We start from the raw sequence: 16,056 nt of genomic DNA, 5'->3' as shown, positions 1-16,056 counted from the left end.
GAGGGTGGCTGACCCGTCGACCTACCGTCCCGCGCCGGGGAGCATTCCCGACCAGCCCGGCGTGTACAAGTTCCGTGACGCGACCAGGCGGGTCATCTACGTCGGCAAGGCCAAGAGCCTGCGCAGCCGGCTGAGCTCCTACTTCGCCGATCTCGCGGGGCTGCACCCGCGCACCCGCCAGATGGTGACCACCGCCGCGAGCGTCGAATGGACGGTCGTCGGCACCGAGGTCGAGGCGCTCCAGCTGGAATACAACTGGATCAAGGAGTTCGACCCCCGCTTCAACGTCCGCTACCGCGACGACAAGACGTACCCGGTGCTCGCGGTGACGATGAACGAGGAGTTCCCGCGCCTGCACGTCTACCGCGGCCCGCGCAAGAAGGGCGTGCGGTATTTCGGCCCGTATGCGCACGCGTGGGCGATCCGCGAGACGCTCGACCTGCTGCTGCGCGTGTTCCCGGCCCGCACGTGTTCCGCCGGCGTGTTCCGGCGGCACACCCAGATCGGGCGGCCCTGCCTGCTCGGCTACATCGACAAGTGCTCGGCGCCGTGCGTGGGCAAGGTGACCGCCGAGCAGCACCGCGCGATCGTCGAGGACTTCTGCGACTTTCTCGCCGGGCGCACGGATGTCATGGTGCGCCGGCTCGAAAAGGAGATGGCCGGGGCCTCCGACCAGTTGGAGTTCGAGCGCGCCGCCCGCCTCCGTGACGACCTGGGCGCGCTGCGCCGCGCGATGGAGAAGCAGGCGGTCGTGCTCGGCGACGGCACCGACGCGGACGTCGTCGCGTTCGCGCACGACGAACTGGAAGCCGCCGTCCAGGTCTTCCACGTGCGTGGCGGGCGGGTGCGCGGTCAGCGCGGCTGGGTGATCGACAAGGTCGAGGAGATGGGCGTCCGGGACCTCGTCGACCAGTTCCTCAGCCAGTTCTACGGCGAGCAGGTCGAACTCGCCGAGCAGACCGCGGACAACGGGTCCCCGGTGCCGCGCGAGGTCCTCGTGCCGGAACTGCCCGCCGACGCCGAAGCGCTCACCGAGTGGCTGTCGGGCCTGCGCGGCTCGCGCGTGCACCTGCGGGTGCCCCAGCGCGGGGACAAGCGGGCCCTCGCCGAGACCGTGCAACGCAACGCGGAAGAGGCCTTCCAGCAACACAAACTGCGCCGGGCTGGCGATCTGACGGCCCGCTCGGCCGCGCTCGCCGAACTGCAGGAACAGCTGGGTCTCGACAGCGCGCCCCTGCGCATCGAGTGCATCGACATCAGCCACATCCAGGGCAGTGACGTGGTCGCGTCGCTCGTGGTCTTCGAAGACGGGGTGCCCCGCAAGTCCGAGTACCGGCGCTTCGCGCTGCGCGAGGCCGCCACCGAGGGCGACGTGGCCTCGATCGCGGAGGTCGTGCGGCGGCGTTTTCACCGCTACCTCAAGGAGAACACGGCGACCGAGTCCGATGAACCGCAGAGCACGCCCGGGATCGATCCGGAGACCGGGCGGCCGCGCAAGTTCGCGTACCCGCCGAACCTGCTGGTGGTCGACGGAGCCGGCCCGCAGGCGACCGCCGCCGCGGACGTGCTCGCGGAGCTGGGCATCACCGACATCGCGGTGATCGGCCTCGCCAAGCGCCTGGAAGAGGTGTGGCTGCCGGCGGATCCGGACCCGGTGATCCTGCCGCGCACCTCCGAGTCGCTGTACCTGCTGCAGCGCGTGCGGGACGAGGCGCACCGGTTCGCGATCCGGTACCACCGCGAGAAGCGGTCGAAGCGCGTTCAGGCGTCCGCTTTGGACGGTGTGCCGGGGCTGGGGCAGACTCGGCGTGCCGCGCTGATCAAGCACTTCGGCTCGGTGAAGAAGCTCCGGCAGGCCGGTGTCGACGAGGTCGCGCAGGTGCCAGGGGTGGGGAGGCGCACGGCGGAAGCCGTCGTCGCGGCGCTACACACAGCGGAGAGGGAGTCATGACAGAAGGCGACGGTCATCCGTCGGGGATCGAGGTCGCGGTCGTCACCGGGCTGTCCGGGGCGGGCCGGTCCACCGCCGCGAAATGCCTGGAGGACCTGGGCTGGTTCGTGGTGGACAACCTGCCGCCCGAGCTGATCTCGACGATGGTCGAACTGGGCGTGCAGGCCAGGGGAGCGGTGACGAAGGTGGCCGTCGTGATGGACGTGCGCTCGCGCGCGTTCACCGACGACCTGGCATCGGTGATCAAGGACCTGGACGCGCGCGGGTACAAACCGCGGGTGCTGTTCCTGGAAGCGACCGACGCAGTGCTGGTGCGCCGGTTCGAGTCGGTGCGGCGCGGGCATCCGCTGCAGGGCGACGGGCGGCTCGCGGACGGCATCACCGCCGAGCGCGCGCTGCTGGCGCCGCTGCGCGAAGAAGCGGACCTGGTGCTGGAGACGTCGGCGCTGTCGGTGCACGACCTGCGCGCGAAGATCGAGGACGCGTTCGGCACCGAGTCCGCGACGCAGACCCGCGTCACGGTACTGTCCTTCGGCTACAAGTACGGCCTGCCGATGGACGCCGACCTCGTGATGGACGTGCGGTTCCTGCCGAACCCGTTCTGGATCCCCGAGTTGCGCGATCACACCGGGCTCGACCCGGAGGTCCGCAACTACGTGCTGTCCCAGGAAGGGGCCGAGGAGTTCCTCGACCGCTACCACCAGCTCCTGCGGCTGGTCGGTGCCGGCTACAAGCGCGAGGGCAAGCGCTACCTGACCCTCGCCATCGGATGCACCGGCGGAAAGCACCGCAGCGTGGCGCTTTCCGAGGAGCTGGCGCGGCTGCTGTCCAATGAGGATGGAATGGCGGTGAAGGTGATCCACCGGGATCTGGGACGCGAGTGACACCGCGGGCGGTCGCACTCGGCGGCGGGCACGGGCTGCAGGCGACGCTGACCGCGCTGCGACGCGTCACTTCGGACATCACGGCCGTCGTCACGGTCGCCGACGACGGCGGGTCCTCGGGGCGGCTGCGCCGCGAACTCGGGCTGCTGCCGCCCGGTGATCTCCGCCAGGCGCTGGCCACGCTCGCCGACGCCGAAAACGGCGCGTCGCTGTGGGCGGAGGTCTTCCAGCACCGCTTCGGCGGCAACGGCGCGCTCACCGGCCACGCCGTCGGGAACCTGGTGCTGGCCGGGCTGTTCGAGGTGCTCGGTGACCCGGTGATGGCCCTCGACGAGGCGCGCCGGCTGCTCGGCATTTCCGGCCGGGTGCTGCCGATGTCCCCGGAACCCCTGGAGATCGAAGGCGAGGTCACCGGACTCACCGACGACGGCGAACCGCGCGTGATCCGCGGTCAGGTCGCGCTCGCCAGCACGCCGGGGCGGGTGCGGCGGATCGAGCTGCGCACGCCCCAGCGGCCCGGCGGGGTGCCCGTCGCGTGCACCGAGGCGGTGGACGCCGTGCTGGGCGCGGACGTGGTGTTCCTCGGCCCGGGTTCCTGGTTCACCAGCGTGCTGCCGCACCTGCTGGTGCCGGGGCTGCACGACGCGCTGGTCCGGACTTCGGCGGTCAAGGTGGTGATTCTCAACCTGGTCCCTCAGCCGGGGGAGACGGCGGGCTTCTCGCCCGAACGGCACCTGGACGTACTCTTCGAACACGCTCCCGGGCTGCGGGTGGACGTGGTGATCGCGGACCGCGCGTCGGTCCAGGCCCCGGCGCGCCTGCGGGACGCGGCGGCGGAGCTGGGGGCGCGGGCACTGCTCGCGGACGTGGCGGACCCGAACGTGGCGGGTTTGCACGATCCGGATGCGCTCGCGGCGTGTGTGCGAGAGGCTCTCGGTCGCCGCCCGGTGGAAGGTGGCCGGGGCGACCGGGACGGCAGAGAAGGCAGGGAGGGGCCATGGCGATGACCGCCGCGGTGAAGGACGAGCTCAGCCGGTTGCAGATCACGAAGACCGGCCCGCGGCGCGCGGAGGTCGCGTCGATGCTGCGGTTCGCGGGAGGACTGCATATCGTGGGCGGCAAGGTCGTGGTGGAGGCCGAGCTCGACACCGGGTCGGTGGCGCGGCGGCTGCGCAAGGAGATCCACGAGCTCTACGGGCACCATTCGGATGTGCACGTGCTGTCCGCGGGCGGGCTGCGCAAGACCACCCGGTACCTGGTGCGTGTGGTCAAGGACGGTGAGGGGCTGGCCCGCCAGACGGGCCTGATCGACAACCGCGGCCGCCCGGTCCGTGGCCTGCCCGCCGCCGTCGTCTCGGGTGGTGTCGCCGACGCCGAAGCGGCCTGGCGCGGCGCCTTTCTCGCGCACGGCTCGCTGACCGAACCCGGCCGCTCGTCTTCGCTGGAGGTCACCTGCCCGGGTCCCGAGGCCGCGCTCGCGCTCGTCGGCGCCGCCCGCCGGCTCGGCATCCAGGCGAAGTCGCGCGAGGTCCGCGGCGCGGACCGGGTCGTGGTGCGCGACGGCGACGCGATCGGCGCCCTGCTGACCCGGCTCGGCGCGCACGCGAGCGTGCTGCAGTGGGAGGAGCGGCGGATGCGCCGCGAGGTCCGCGCCACCGCGAACCGGCTGGCCAACTTCGACGACGCGAACCTGCGCCGCTCGGCGCGCGCGGCCGTCGCGGCCGCCGCCCGGGTCGAGCGCGCGCTGGAGATCCTCGGCGACACGGCGCCCGACCACCTGCTGGCGGCGGGCAAGCTGCGCCTGTCGAACCGGCAGGCGTCCCTGGAGGAGTTGGGGCAGCTGTCGGATCCGCCGATGACCAAGGACGCGGTGGCGGGCCGGATCCGCCGCCTGCTGGCCATGGCCGACAAGCGGGCGAAGGACGTCGGCATTCCGGACACCGAGTCGGCGGTGACCGCCGAGATGCTGGAAGAAGAGGCGTAGCCGGGACCCGTCAGGTGACGGACCCGCTAATCGCGCTCGATCCGCCGCAGCCCGTGCGCCGGTGTCCACCACTCGACGACGAGCATCGTGGCCTCGTCGTCGAGGTGGGTGTGCACGACCTCGGTGATGTCGGCGCGGAAGCTGTCGCCGCCCGTGCCCTCGGTGACCGGCCCGGCGGCGATCGCCCGGCCCGAGATCTTCGCCTCGCCCGGCCACTGCGCCTCGGCGCCCTCGACAGGGTCGACGGTGGCGCTGTGCACGGCGAACCGGGGATCCCTGCGGAGGTCCGCGCCCTTGCGTGCGTTCGGCATCGAGCCGAAGACCAGTTCGCCGTCGGCGAAGACGGCCTCGATCCCGGAGATCCGCGGCGCCCCGTCCGCCCGCACGGTGGCGATCGTCTTGTGCTTGCGGGCCTCGAACAGCGCCCGCACCCGCCGCGCGAATTCCGGCGCCGCCTGTTCGACGTCCCGCCACGCTGCCATGCGCCTCATGGTCGCACGGATGATGTACCTCCGGTGTTACCTGCGGCACCGGGGGGACCCGTTCTCGTAACGCAGGAGTTTCATGGCGGCATGATGCGTGAAATCCTGCGAACCGACGCTGGATCCCGGCTACGTCAGGTTCGGGGAAGGGGATAGTCGTGCGTTCCAACGGCACGAACGAGAAGGCGGAGCTCAAGGTCTCCGCCGACGTGGGCAGCTGGCTCCCCCGGCGCAGCAGCCACACCGCCGGCTGGCGGCCTGGGGATCTCGTCGCCGCGAAGCGCGGCACCACGGTCAGCGTCGTCATCCCGGCTCGCGACGAGGAAGCGACGGTGGGGGAAATCGTCCGCACCATCCGGCGGGACCTGATGGCGGGCGTCCCGCTCGTGGACGAGGTGCTCGTGGTCGACTCGCGTTCGCAGGACGCGACGGCGCGGGTCGCCGCCGAGGCGGGCGCCACGGTCGTCGCGCAGGACTCGGTGCTGCCGATGCTGCCCGGGATGGCCGGAAAGGGTGAAGCCCTGTGGAAGGGGCTCGCCGCCACGACGGGGGACATCGTCGTGTTCGTCGACGGCGATCTCTACGACTTCACCAGCGACTACGTCAGCGGGCTGCTCGGCCCGCTGCTCACCGACCGGTCGGTGGCCTACGTCAAGGGCTTCTACCACCGCCCGCTCGTGGGCACGAGCGGCACCGACGCCGAGGGCGGCGGCCGGGTCACCGAACTGGTCGCCCGCCCGCTGCTGAACATGTACTGGCCCGAGCTGGCGGGGTTCGTCCAACCCCTGGCGGGCGAGTACGCCGGGCGCCGCGAGGTGCTGGAGAGCATCCCGTTCGTCGTCAACTACGGCGTCGAGGTCGGGCACCTCATCGACATCCTCGAGTCCCGCGGGCTCGACGCGCTGGCGCAGGTGGATCTCGGCAAGCGGACGCACCGCCACCAGAGCACGCAGGCGCTGGGGCTGATGTCCGGGCAGATCATGCAGACGCTGGTCGGCCGGCTCGCGCACTACGGGCGGCTGATCTCGGCCCAGCCGCCCGCGACGCTGCTGGCGCAGTTCCGCCGGGGCGAGTCGGGGCACGGCGTCGAGCGGGAAATGGTGCTGACGGACGTGTCCTGCCACCAGCGCCCGCCCCTGGCCGAGGTTCTCGCCGACGTGCGGGACATCGCCTAACTCGCGTCGTGGAACACCAGGCCGAGCGTGTGACGGCGGCCGGACCGGACGGTGCTCACCCCGTGCCGCACCGGTGAGGCCGAGTAGCCGCGCGCCGACCGCACCGGGCGGTCCCGGGTCGTGAAGATCAGGGCGTGTCCTTGCTTCAGCGCCGTCGCGGTGCCCCGGGACTGCGCGCGCGGGCGCTGCTCGACGAGCAGGAACTCGCCGCCGGTGTGATCGGCGCCGGGCTCGTCGAGGCCGAACACGACCTGCAGCGGGAACACCAGATCCCCGTAGAGATCGCGATGCAAGGCGTTCCAATCGCCCGCGCCGTAGCGCAGCAGGATCGGGGTCGGTTTCACCTGACCCGCGGCGTGGCAGCGCGCCAGCCAGTCCCCGAGTTCGTCCGGCCACGGCGCCTCGCGCCGCAGCTGCGCCGCCCAACTGCGCGCGATCGGGAGCAGATGCGGGTAGAACGCCGCGCGCAGTTCGGCGACCTCGTCGGGCAGCGGGTACGCGAAGTAGCGGTACTGCCCGGCGCCGAACCGGTACCGGGCCATGTCGATCGTGGCCCGGAACCGGCTGGGATCGTCGTACAGCGCGGACAGCCCGCGGCACTCCTCCGGCGTGAGCAGGGGCGGCGTGAGGGCGCAGCCGTACTCGTTCACCTCGGCCACCAGCGCGGCCCAGTCCAGTTCGCCGACGCGTTCGGTGAGCTTCACCTCGCCAGTCTGCGCACGGCCGGGCGGCCGGCGCTGGCGGAAATCAGCCGGCCAGATCGGCGTGCGCGACAACCCTGGTGATCTTCGCCCGCACGAGGTATTCGCCGGGCACCGCGTTGCGCTTGCCGAACGCCTCGCCCTGGTCCTCACCCATGTAGCGCGCGCCGATCCTCGTCGACCACGGCAGCATCTCGTCCAGGTCCTCGTGCAGCGACGCGACCGCCGTGAACTGCACATACGAGTAGGGCGGCTCCTGGTCGTCGACGGTTACCGAGATCCGCGGATGCTGCCGCAGCGCCCGGCCCTTCACACTGTCCACGCCGGTGTTGAAGATCAGCTCGTCGCCGTCGGCGGTCTCGTCGAGCAGGAACCACACCGGCGTCACGTGCGGCGTCCCGTCTGGCCGCACGACGGCGACCTTCCCGGTGCGGGTGCCCTCGCTCGCGAACTTCCACCACTCTTCCCGGCTCATGTCGTGCATGGCGCCAAAACTACAAGCAGCTAGTGTGGTGCGCTGTGCGAGAAGCGGACCTGATCAGCGGCGGGCTGGTCGACGAGGGCCTGGCCCGGCGGCTGAAGGCGCTCGCCTGCACCGCGCCGCTGCACGACCTCGACGCCCGCAAGGCGAAGCTCGACTGGGCCGACGCGACGGTCTACCAGATGGCCGAGATCGCGCTGCACACGATCGACCAGGTCACCATCGCGATGGACTTCGACACCGGCGCGGGCCACGACGACGTGGTGCGCCGCCTCCAGCCGTTCATCGCCGCGCAGGCGCCCGGCCGGGGCGCCGAGGAGCATCTGCGGGTGGCGCGCTGGGTGCTGGACAACCTGATCAACGTCGGCACCGCCGACCGCGGGTTCCGCCGGGTCTACGGCAGTGTGGACGAGACCGGCGCGTACCGCCGCCGGGCGTTCGACTTCAAGCTGCTCGTGGAGCTGGCGGCGCCCGACGGCGAGGTGTACCTGCGTGCCAGCGACGAGGCGATCAACGTGCTCGTCGGCGCGCTGGACACCGACGTCGAGTCGGCGCAGATCGCGGCCGAGGTCAAGCTGGAGAACCTCATCAGCCGCGGCCGGCTGGCCGACGCGAAGCTCGCCGCGGAGCAGGCGCGCTACCGCACGGTGCAGTACGGCGAGACCCTGCGCGCCAAGCTGGACGCGACCCGCCGTGACGTACGCGCGGTCGACTGGGCCGAGGAGATGCCGGAGCTGCTCGACTCGGCGCTGTCGCATATCGAGACCCGTTTCCGTGCCGAGAACGCGATCCTGCGCAACATCACCCGCGCCCGCGACGAAGCCGAGGACCCGGATCACAAGCGCCGCGCGGCCGAGCTGGTCGACATCGTGGGCGACTGCATCAGCCGGCATACGCAGCTGCAGTCCCGGCTGCAGGCCGCCGGCGCGGTGTTCCGCGCCGAACAGGACCGCCAGCAGTTCTCCGGGCCGCCGCAGCGCGCCACGATCGACCTGTTCGGCCAGCTGCTGATGCCGAGCCTCGAGCTGCCGATCGCGGAGGCGGTCGGCCCGGTGGAGCGCTTCTTCCACGCGACCGCCGGAGTCGACGTGCCCACGGTGCCTTCCCTCCCTTCGCTGGTCTCGCTGCTGCTGCGCCCGGCGCCCGAGCGCGACACCCTCGTCGGTGAGGTGCCCGAGCCGGAGCTCGTCCCGGCCGAGCAGGCCGACTACTACAGTGACGAGCAGTGGCGGCGCGCCGACGAGCTGCTGGATCTCCCCGAGGTGCCGCGGCGCCTGTCGGGCCTGCTCGCCGAGGCGAGGGAAGCCGACCCGCAGCTGGCGCGCCTGGTCGCGCTGCGGGCGCTGCACTCGTACAGTCCGGAGATCGGTGCGGCCGTCCGGCAGGGGGACGGGCGCACGCTGCTCGCCGTGGACGACGGCACCGTGCTGGAGGACGACGAGTTCGGCGGTGCGGACCTGTTGCTGACCACGGCGCTGATCGAACGTGAGGAAGAGGGGGTGGCGTGACTAGCCCTGTGTCAAGCCGTTGTGCCGTGAGGGGGTCCCTCACGGCCGAAAACGCCATGAGGGACCCCCTCACGGCACGAGGGTGTCTGGCGTGAGCGCTGATGTGGAGTCGGCGGCCCGGCTGATCTCCTTCGGCATGCGGCCGAAGCAGTTGCCCGGCCGTGACGTGGTGTACGCGGACCTCGTGCGCCGGTACGGCGAAGACAGCGCTTTCAAGCAGCTGACGAACTCCGTCGCGGCCGGGCTCGGGCTGCTGGTGCTCGACGTCAGCACGCAGGCCGGCGCGGTGCTCGCGGCCACCGACGAGTCCGTGTTCGAGATCAAGATGGACTCCTACGCGCGGCAGAGCAAGATCCGCGAACGCCGGGAGACCGAGAAGGTGCTGCACGGCCTGGTGCACCTGGCCACCGCCGCGCTCGGCTACCCGCGCCCGGACGATCTCGCGAACGACACCTACATCGGGCGGGTCAGCGTCGAGCAGGTCGACGGCGTGGTCCGCGAAGCCTGCCGCATCCTCGACGAGCGCGCCGCGAAGGCCGAGCGGAACAACGACCCGCTGTCGGACGCGCCGGAGCTGGAACAGGCCTGGCGGGCGTACGCGCGCCGGCCCGCCGCGGCGGCCACGAAGGACGGCCGGCTGGCGTCGGACACGACGCGCGGCATGGTGTCGCGGGCGCTGAGGTTCCTCGCCGACCAGGGGTTCCTGGTGCAGGTCAGCGGCGAGCAGGGCGGCACCTACCGGACGACCCCGCGCTACCAGGTCCAGGTGCGCGAGCTGGCGGCCGACAGCGCCTTCGAAGAGCTCCTGGAGCTGGGCGTGGTCGCGGTGGGGGACGCGGCCGGGTCCCTTCGCCCGTCCATTTCGGACACTTTGTAGGGGGGCGACATTCTTTGGGAAGCGGCGGAGCCGCTTGCGGTGGGCCGTGCGCTGGCACCGCCGCGGGTTCTGAGGTGGTTCCTGGCGAGGACAGCGCCGACGTGGTGAATTGGCATTCATGAGGAGGCGATCCCGGAGTCAGGGGCCGCCTCAGGTTCCGCCACCCGCACCGCTACGCAAATCCTTCTGAAGGAGTCTTATGTACGAGCTGTCAAGGGTGCGCCTGCATTCGGTCGGCCCGGCGGGCGCGCGGTACCAGGACGTGGTGCTGGACTTCTCCGGGGTCGGCCCGGTCGTGAGGGCACCGGCGCAGGACGCGCTGTTCACCGCCGGGATCCACGCGGCCGCCGAGGGCCTGCCCCGGCGGCCGTCCCCGGCGAGCGTGCTGTTCCTGGAGAACGGCGGCGGCAAGTCGGTGCTGATCAAGCTGATCTTCTCGGTCATGTTGCCCGGCCGCCGCCAGGTGGTCGGCACGACGAACACCCGGGTGCTGGAGAAGTTCGTCGGCGCGAAGGACGTCTCGCATGTCGTGCTGGAATGGCAGCACACCGAGACCGGGCAGCGGATCATCACCGGCAAGGTGTCCGAATGGCGCGGGCACGTCGTGTCAGGCGATCCGGCGAACCTCATCGACTCGTGGTTCTGCTTCCGCCCCAGCGCTTCCACGGGTCTCGAATCGCTGCCGTTCGCCGAGGACGGCCGGCTGCTGACGATGTCCGCCTTCGCCGAACGGCTCGACGCGGCGCACGCCGCGGAGCCCGAACTGGAACTGTCGTGGACCCGGCGGCACCACGAGTGGACCGAGCGGCTCGACACGCTCGGCCTGGACACCGAGCTGTTCCGGTACCAGCGCGCGATGAACGCCGGCGAGGGTGAAGCGGCGGACGCGTTCACCTTCACCTCGGACGAGGCGTTCGTCGAGTTCCTGCTCAAGGCGGTCATCCCGGAGGACGATCCGCGCGATCTCGCCGATGTGGTCCAGACCTATGCCCACAACCTGGGCCAGCGCGGCGATCTGATGGCCGAACGGGACTTCGTCGCCGGGGCGCTGGACCTGCTGGGGCCACTGTCCGAAGAGGAATCACTGGCCGCCGCGTCGCGCAAGCTCGCCGGCGCCGCGCGATCGGACGCGCAGGCGTTCGCCGGGTCCGTGCTCGCGCGGCACGAGCTGGAAGCCGGCCGGCTGTCCGGGCTCACGGCGTTCGTCGACGAGACGCGCGACGCGGAGAAGCTCGCCGAGGGCGACCATCGCCGCCTGTCCGCGGTCGTGACCGAGTTGCGCCGTGTCGTCGCCGAACTGAGGCTCACCGACGCCACCGCGGACAAGCAGCGTCTCGACGACGAGCTGGCACAGGCCCGCGCGACGGCCGAGGCGTGGCGCGAGACCGGCACGGTGCTCGCGCATGTCAACGCCGTCCGCAAGGCCACCGACATCCGGGAGCTGGTGGGCGAGCGGGAGCAGAGCGCGAAACCGGCGCTGGAGGCCAAGAACGCGGCGGCGAACGCGCTCGCCCACGGCCTGCTCGCGCTGGCGCGCGGCGCGGGGGAGCAGGCCGAGGCGGCGGAGGAACGCGCGGGGGCGGCTCGCGCGGAGGCGGCGAAGGCGCAGGACCAGCGCGACGAGGCGACCAGCACCGCGGCGAAGCACCGTGCCGAGGAGGCGCAGGTTTCGGCCCGGATCGACGAGGTCCGTGCCCAGGTGCAGGAGGCCGTGCGCGAAGGCCTGCTGTCCGACGGCACGCGGGTCGCCGAGGCGGCACAGGAAGCCCGCGCACGCGGGGAGAACGCGGCGAGCGAACTGGTCGCACGCGAGGCCGAGCTGGAACGCGTCGCCGAGGAACACGCCGAAGCGCAGCAGGCCTTGCACACCGCGCAGCAACGGGCTTCCGCGGCGCGGGCGCGTGCGGACCAGGCCGCGAGCGAGCTGGCGAAGGCACACCGCCGCACCGACGCGCTCGCGGCGAACCCCCGGCTGCTGGAACTCCTTGGCGGAGAGAACGTCCAGCTCGAGACCGACACGCCGGCACTGCTGAAACGCCTGCGAGAGGCACGATCGATCGCGGAACGCGAGCAGACGGCCTTGCGGATGGAGGAGTCCGCCGACGAGCGCGCCCTCGCCGCGCTGGGCGACGGTGGCCTGCTGCCCGCGCCGCCGGAGGTGCAGGCCGCGCTCGATGTCCTGGAACACGCCGGGATCACCGCCTGGTCGGGCTGGCGCTATCTGTCCACAATGGATGCTGAAGCGCGTGCGCGGGTGCTCGCCGGACGACCCCATCTGGTCGGTGGCGTCCTGGTCAACGATCCGGCGCAGCTCACCCGCGCGAAGGCCGCGCTCGCGGACGCGAAGCTGCTGCCAAGCGCGGTGCTGCCGGTGGGCACGACGGAAGCGGTCAAGCGGGACGGCGCCGCGCCCGGGATCGAGTTCCTGGTGCCGCCGAACCCCGCGATGTACGACGAGGAGGCCGCCGACACCGAGCGGCAGGCCATCCTCGCCCGCCATTCCCGCCGCCAGAAACAGCTCGAAGCGCTCGCGACCGCCATCGGGGACGACGCCGCCCTCGAATGGAAGCTCACCGCCTGGCGCGAGGACTACCCGCCCGGCGCGCTGGCCACCCTCGCCGAAGAGGCCGAGACAGCGGCGACCGAACTGGCCGGAGCCCAGGACGCCGCCGCGGGTGCCGACCGGCACCTTGCCGGGCTCGCCGCTCGCCGGACGAGGCTGCGCGAGGCCGTCCCGGCGCTGCGGGCCGAGGCGCGCATGGGGGAGGAGCGAGCCCGCCGGCTCGGTGAGCTGGCCGAGCGGTTCGCGCGGATTCCACAGTGGACACAAGAGATCGAGCGCGCGCGGGAGATCATCGCGCGTGCGGAAACCGAGACGGGGCAAGCGAGCGCGAAGGCGGCCCGGGCGCGCGAGGCGGCCGCGGAAGAGCAGCGCACGGCTGACGGGCACCGGCGCACGGTCTCGGGCGCACGCGCCGAGCTGGCCGAGGTGCCTGGCGGCGGTTCGGTGTCCGAAGAGGACCCGGCGCCCGCCGAACCGGTGGACGCGCTGCGCCGGGCGTTTTCTTCGGCAAGTGACGCGTACGCGAAGGTCGAGGTCGGCAGTGACCTGAGGGCCGAGCTGGAGCAGGCCGAATCGGCGGAGTCCGCGGCGAGGGCGGCCCTGGAGGTCCTCGACCCGGGCGTGCGCGAGCAGGCGTCGCGGCTGCTGGAGACCCCCGACGGTTCGGACGCGGCGACTCGCGCCGCCGCGCAGGCACGCGCGGGCAGGGTGGTCGCGGCGGTCGAGCAGGAGCACGGCGAGGCGATCGGCCTGGTCGCGACCTGCAAGGCCGAACTGGACCAGTTGCCGAGGCAGGGCGCCACGCTGGAAACCCGCCCACGCGACGCCGGGCATGGCCGCGAACTGATCGACGAAGCCGCGGAAGAGGCCGGCGCCGCCGCCCGTGCCTGGGAAGAGGCCCAGGCACGGCGCGCCGAGGCCGAGCGCGCGGCGGAGACGGCCAGCGCCTCGGCGGCGGGATTCCGCCTGCTGGCCGAGTCCATGGCGCACCTCGCGCCCTCCGGCGAGCCGGGACGGGTGTTCGACGGGGACGTCGAGGCCGCGCAGGACCGCTACCGCAAGCTGACCTCGTCGCTCGCCGAAGCCGAGTCCACAGTGGACCAAGCCGAGAAGCGGGTCAGGGCGCATGCCGACTCGCTGGCCCAGTACGCGACCGACAAGCGGTTCGAGAAGCTGTCCAGCCCGGTGCGGCAGCAGATCATCTCGGTGCGCCGTGACGCGCTCCCGGCGAGCGCCGCGGAATGGGCGAGCGCGCTGAAACCGCGGCTGCGCACGCTGACCGACGACCTCGCGCAGATCGACCGGCACCGTTCGGGCATCGTCGCGCGGCTGCAGGGGATGGTCGAGGGCGCGTTGCGGATGCTCCGGTCCGCGCAACGGCTTTCGCGGCTGCCGGAGGGTCTCGGCGACTGGTCCGGGCAGGAGTTCCTGCGCATCCGCTTCGCCGATCCCGAGGAGCCCGAGCTGACCGAGGCGCTCGGCCAGGTCGTCGACGAGGCCGCCGCGGGCAAGACCAGCGACGGCCGCGACGTCAAACGTGACGGCATGTCGCTGGTGCTGCGCGGGGTGCGGGCGGCGGTGCCGAAGGGATTCCGGGTGGACATGCTCAAACCGGACTCGGTGCTGCGGACCGAACGCCAGCGGGTACCGGAGATCCGCGACGTGTTCTCCGGCGGCCAGCAGCTCACCGCGGCGATCATCCTGTACTGCACGCTTGCCGCGCTGCGGGCCAACAACCGCGGGAAGATGCGCAACCGGCATTCGGGAGTGCTGTTCCTGGACAACCCGATCGGCCGGGCGTCCGCGGGCTATCTGCTGGAGCTGCAACGGGTCGTCGCCGGTGCGCTGGGCGTGCAGCTGATCTACACGACCGGGTTGTTCGACGCCGGCGCGCTTTCGGAGTTCCCGCTGATCGTGCGCCTGCGCAACGACGCGGACCTGCGGGCGGGGCGCAAGTACCTGTCGGTCGACGCGACGATCCGTGGCCACCTCGACGAACTGGCCGAGCCCGACGGCGTCTCGCACCTCGCGGCGACCCGCCTGTTCACGAAGGAGGGACAGTAGCTGCGAGACCGGGCTTGATCAACTAACTTCCGGCGGTGTCCCGTCCCGGACCCGACGAGAAGGAGCCCGATGTTCCGGTCCGCACTCGCGATCGTCGCCGGAGTACTTCTCGTCGCGGCGTTCTCCTGTGCGCCCGCGATTGCGGCGGCGCGATTCGAACCGGTCTGCGGCGGGCAGTTCGCGCGCGTCGCGTGCCAGGTCGAGAGGTTCGCCGGCAGCCGGTACGAGGAACCGGTGGGCTGGGGCGCGGACGACCTGCGGCGGTCCCACGAGATCCCGGCACGCGCGCCGAACGCGGGCACGATCGCGATCATCGACGTCGGCGCGTATCCCACGCTGGAAAGCGATCTCGCGGTCTACCGGGCGAAGTACGGCCTCCCGCCGTGCGCGAGCTACACCGGCTGCTTCCGGCAGATGGACTACCACGGCGGCCCCGCGCTCGCGCCCGCGACGGACGAAACCGGTGAGGCGATCGACGAGGCGATCGCCCTGGAGACCTCGCTCGACGTGGACATGGCATCGGCGGCCTGCCCCGACTGCCGCCTCATGGAGATCCAGATCCCGCACTCGGCGCTCCCGTCGTCGGGCGGTAAACCGGCCGATATGGACGGTTACGCCGCCGCGTTCGGCACCGCGGTGCAGACGGCCGTGGCCCAGGGCGCGAACGCCGTGAGCATCAGCTACGGCCTGCCGGGCGACGACGCGATGCTGCACGGCCCGGTCGCGTCGCAGCTGTCCCGGCCCGGGGTGGCGATGGTGGCTTCCAGCGGTGACAGCGGTTTCGAGGCGAACGAGTACCTGTGGCCGCAGGCGCTGCCCACGGTGACCTCGGCCGGCGGGACGGCCTTGGTCAAACAGGAAGGCGGATACAGCGAAGGCGCGTGGAACGGCGCGGGTTCGAGTTGCGCGCCCGGGGCGGCCCCGCCGCTCGGCCAGCCCGTCGCGGTGAACACGTCGTGCACGGGCGCGCGGGCCGGGGCCGACGTGTCCGCCGTCGCCGCCGACCTCGCCATCTACACGACCTACAGCCCGCAGACCCACAACCCGCTCGGCTGGACCGTGGTGGCCGGGACCAGCGCGTCGGCGCCGTTCATCGCCGGGGTCTACGCCGCGAGCGGGCCACTCACCGGCGTGCTCGGGCCGAACCTGCTCTACGCGATGGATCCGGCGTCGTTCCAGGACGTCACGTCGGGAACGACCGGCACCATCAGCAACGGCCGCTGCCTGCCACCCGAAGGCGACCAGAAACAGACCTTCGACGGGCGGCTGTGCGCCGCGGGCCCCGGCTGGGACGGGCCGACCGGGCTGGGCAGCCCGCACGGCCTGTTCCGGTTCTGAGTTCTCGTCTCAGCTAGAACGCCCAGTTCTACGCGTCTAGTTGGGCGG

At 72.0% G+C, this 16,056-nt stretch carries 12 protein-coding genes; 9 read left to right on the top strand and 3 right to left on the bottom strand.

Annotation, left to right across the window (positions count from 1 at the left end):
- Window positions 1-4: 4 nt before the first annotated feature.
- From uvrC to whiA, 4 genes are read left to right on the top strand one after another with little or no spacing between them, the layout of a single operon-like run.
- The gene (gene uvrC / locus FG385_RS23290; RefSeq protein ID WP_139098899.1) at window positions 5-1,951 is read left to right on the top strand and encodes an excinuclease ABC subunit UvrC; all 1,947 of its coding nucleotides are present in this window, start codon (window positions 5-7) and stop codon (window positions 1,949-1,951) included.
- Window positions 1,948-2,835 (top strand): RNase adapter RapZ, encoded by an 888-nt coding sequence (gene rapZ, locus FG385_RS23285; protein WP_139098898.1) that lies wholly within the window; start codon window positions 1,948-1,950, stop codon window positions 2,833-2,835. The genes uvrC and rapZ overlap by 4 nt, the downstream gene beginning before the upstream one ends.
- Window positions 2,832-3,842, top strand: coding sequence for a gluconeogenesis factor YvcK family protein (locus FG385_RS23280; protein ID WP_139098897.1), 1,011 nt, complete (start codon window positions 2,832-2,834; stop codon window positions 3,840-3,842). The genes rapZ and FG385_RS23280 overlap by 4 nt, the downstream gene beginning before the upstream one ends.
- Window positions 3,833-4,819, top strand: a complete 987-nt coding sequence (whiA, locus tag FG385_RS23275) for a DNA-binding protein WhiA (protein ID WP_139098896.1) — start codon at window positions 3,833-3,835, stop codon at window positions 4,817-4,819. Before FG385_RS23280 ends, whiA begins: the two co-directional genes overlap by 10 nt.
- A 26-nt stretch (window positions 4,820-4,845) precedes the next feature.
- Here the strand turns inward: whiA and FG385_RS23270 are convergent, their stop codons facing one another.
- Entirely contained in the window at window positions 4,846-5,301 is a 456-nt protein-coding gene (locus FG385_RS23270) for a pyridoxamine 5'-phosphate oxidase family protein (protein WP_139098895.1), read from the bottom strand.
- A gap of 158 nt (window positions 5,302-5,459) precedes the next feature.
- Between FG385_RS23270 and FG385_RS23265 the strand changes: the two genes are divergently transcribed.
- Window positions 5,460-6,476: a glucosyl-3-phosphoglycerate synthase gene (locus FG385_RS23265; protein WP_139098894.1), complete on the top strand. Its 1,017-nt coding sequence runs from the start codon at window positions 5,460-5,462 to the stop codon at window positions 6,474-6,476.
- Here FG385_RS23265 and FG385_RS23260 read toward each other — a convergent pair.
- Together FG385_RS23260 and FG385_RS23255 are read right to left on the bottom strand one after the other, a co-directional pair.
- A complete protein-coding gene (locus FG385_RS23260) occupies window positions 6,473-7,180 on the bottom strand; it encodes a 2OG-Fe(II) oxygenase (protein ID WP_200834619.1) in 708 nt (235 codons plus the stop codon). The two genes, FG385_RS23265 and FG385_RS23260, sit on opposite strands and share 4 nt — an antisense overlap.
- 43 nt (window positions 7,181-7,223) lie before the next feature.
- Window positions 7,224-7,661 (bottom strand): PPOX class F420-dependent oxidoreductase, encoded by a 438-nt coding sequence (locus tag FG385_RS23255; protein WP_139098893.1) that lies wholly within the window; start codon window positions 7,659-7,661, stop codon window positions 7,224-7,226.
- Between the two features lie 35 nt (window positions 7,662-7,696).
- On the opposite strand from FG385_RS23255, the gene FG385_RS23250 reads away from it, so the two are divergent.
- The 4 genes from FG385_RS23250 (at window position 7,697) to FG385_RS23235 (ending at window position 16,008) form a co-directional block, all read left to right on the top strand.
- Window positions 7,697-9,166: a hypothetical protein gene (locus FG385_RS23250; RefSeq protein WP_139098892.1), complete on the top strand. Its 1,470-nt coding sequence runs from the start codon at window positions 7,697-7,699 to the stop codon at window positions 9,164-9,166.
- A gap of 136 nt (window positions 9,167-9,302) precedes the next feature.
- Window positions 9,303-10,043 (top strand): hypothetical protein, encoded by a 741-nt coding sequence (locus FG385_RS23245; protein WP_139098921.1) that lies wholly within the window; start codon window positions 9,303-9,305, stop codon window positions 10,041-10,043.
- A 199-nt stretch (window positions 10,044-10,242) separates the two neighbouring features.
- A complete protein-coding gene (locus FG385_RS23240; RefSeq protein ID WP_139098891.1) occupies window positions 10,243-14,670 on the top strand; it encodes a coiled-coil domain-containing protein in 4,428 nt (1,475 codons plus the stop codon).
- A 69-nt stretch (window positions 14,671-14,739) separates the two neighbouring features.
- Entirely contained in the window at window positions 14,740-16,008 is a 1,269-nt protein-coding gene (locus FG385_RS23235) for a S8/S53 family peptidase (RefSeq protein ID WP_139098890.1), read from the top strand.
- Window positions 16,009-16,056 lie beyond the last annotated feature (48 nt).

The organism is Amycolatopsis alkalitolerans, from assembly GCF_006152065.1.
Taxonomy (GTDB): Bacteria; Actinomycetota; Actinomycetes; order Mycobacteriales; family Pseudonocardiaceae; genus Amycolatopsis_E; species Amycolatopsis_E alkalitolerans.
The sequence above is the reverse complement of the archived record's forward strand: the minus strand, read 5'-3'. Positions and strand labels throughout refer to the sequence as shown.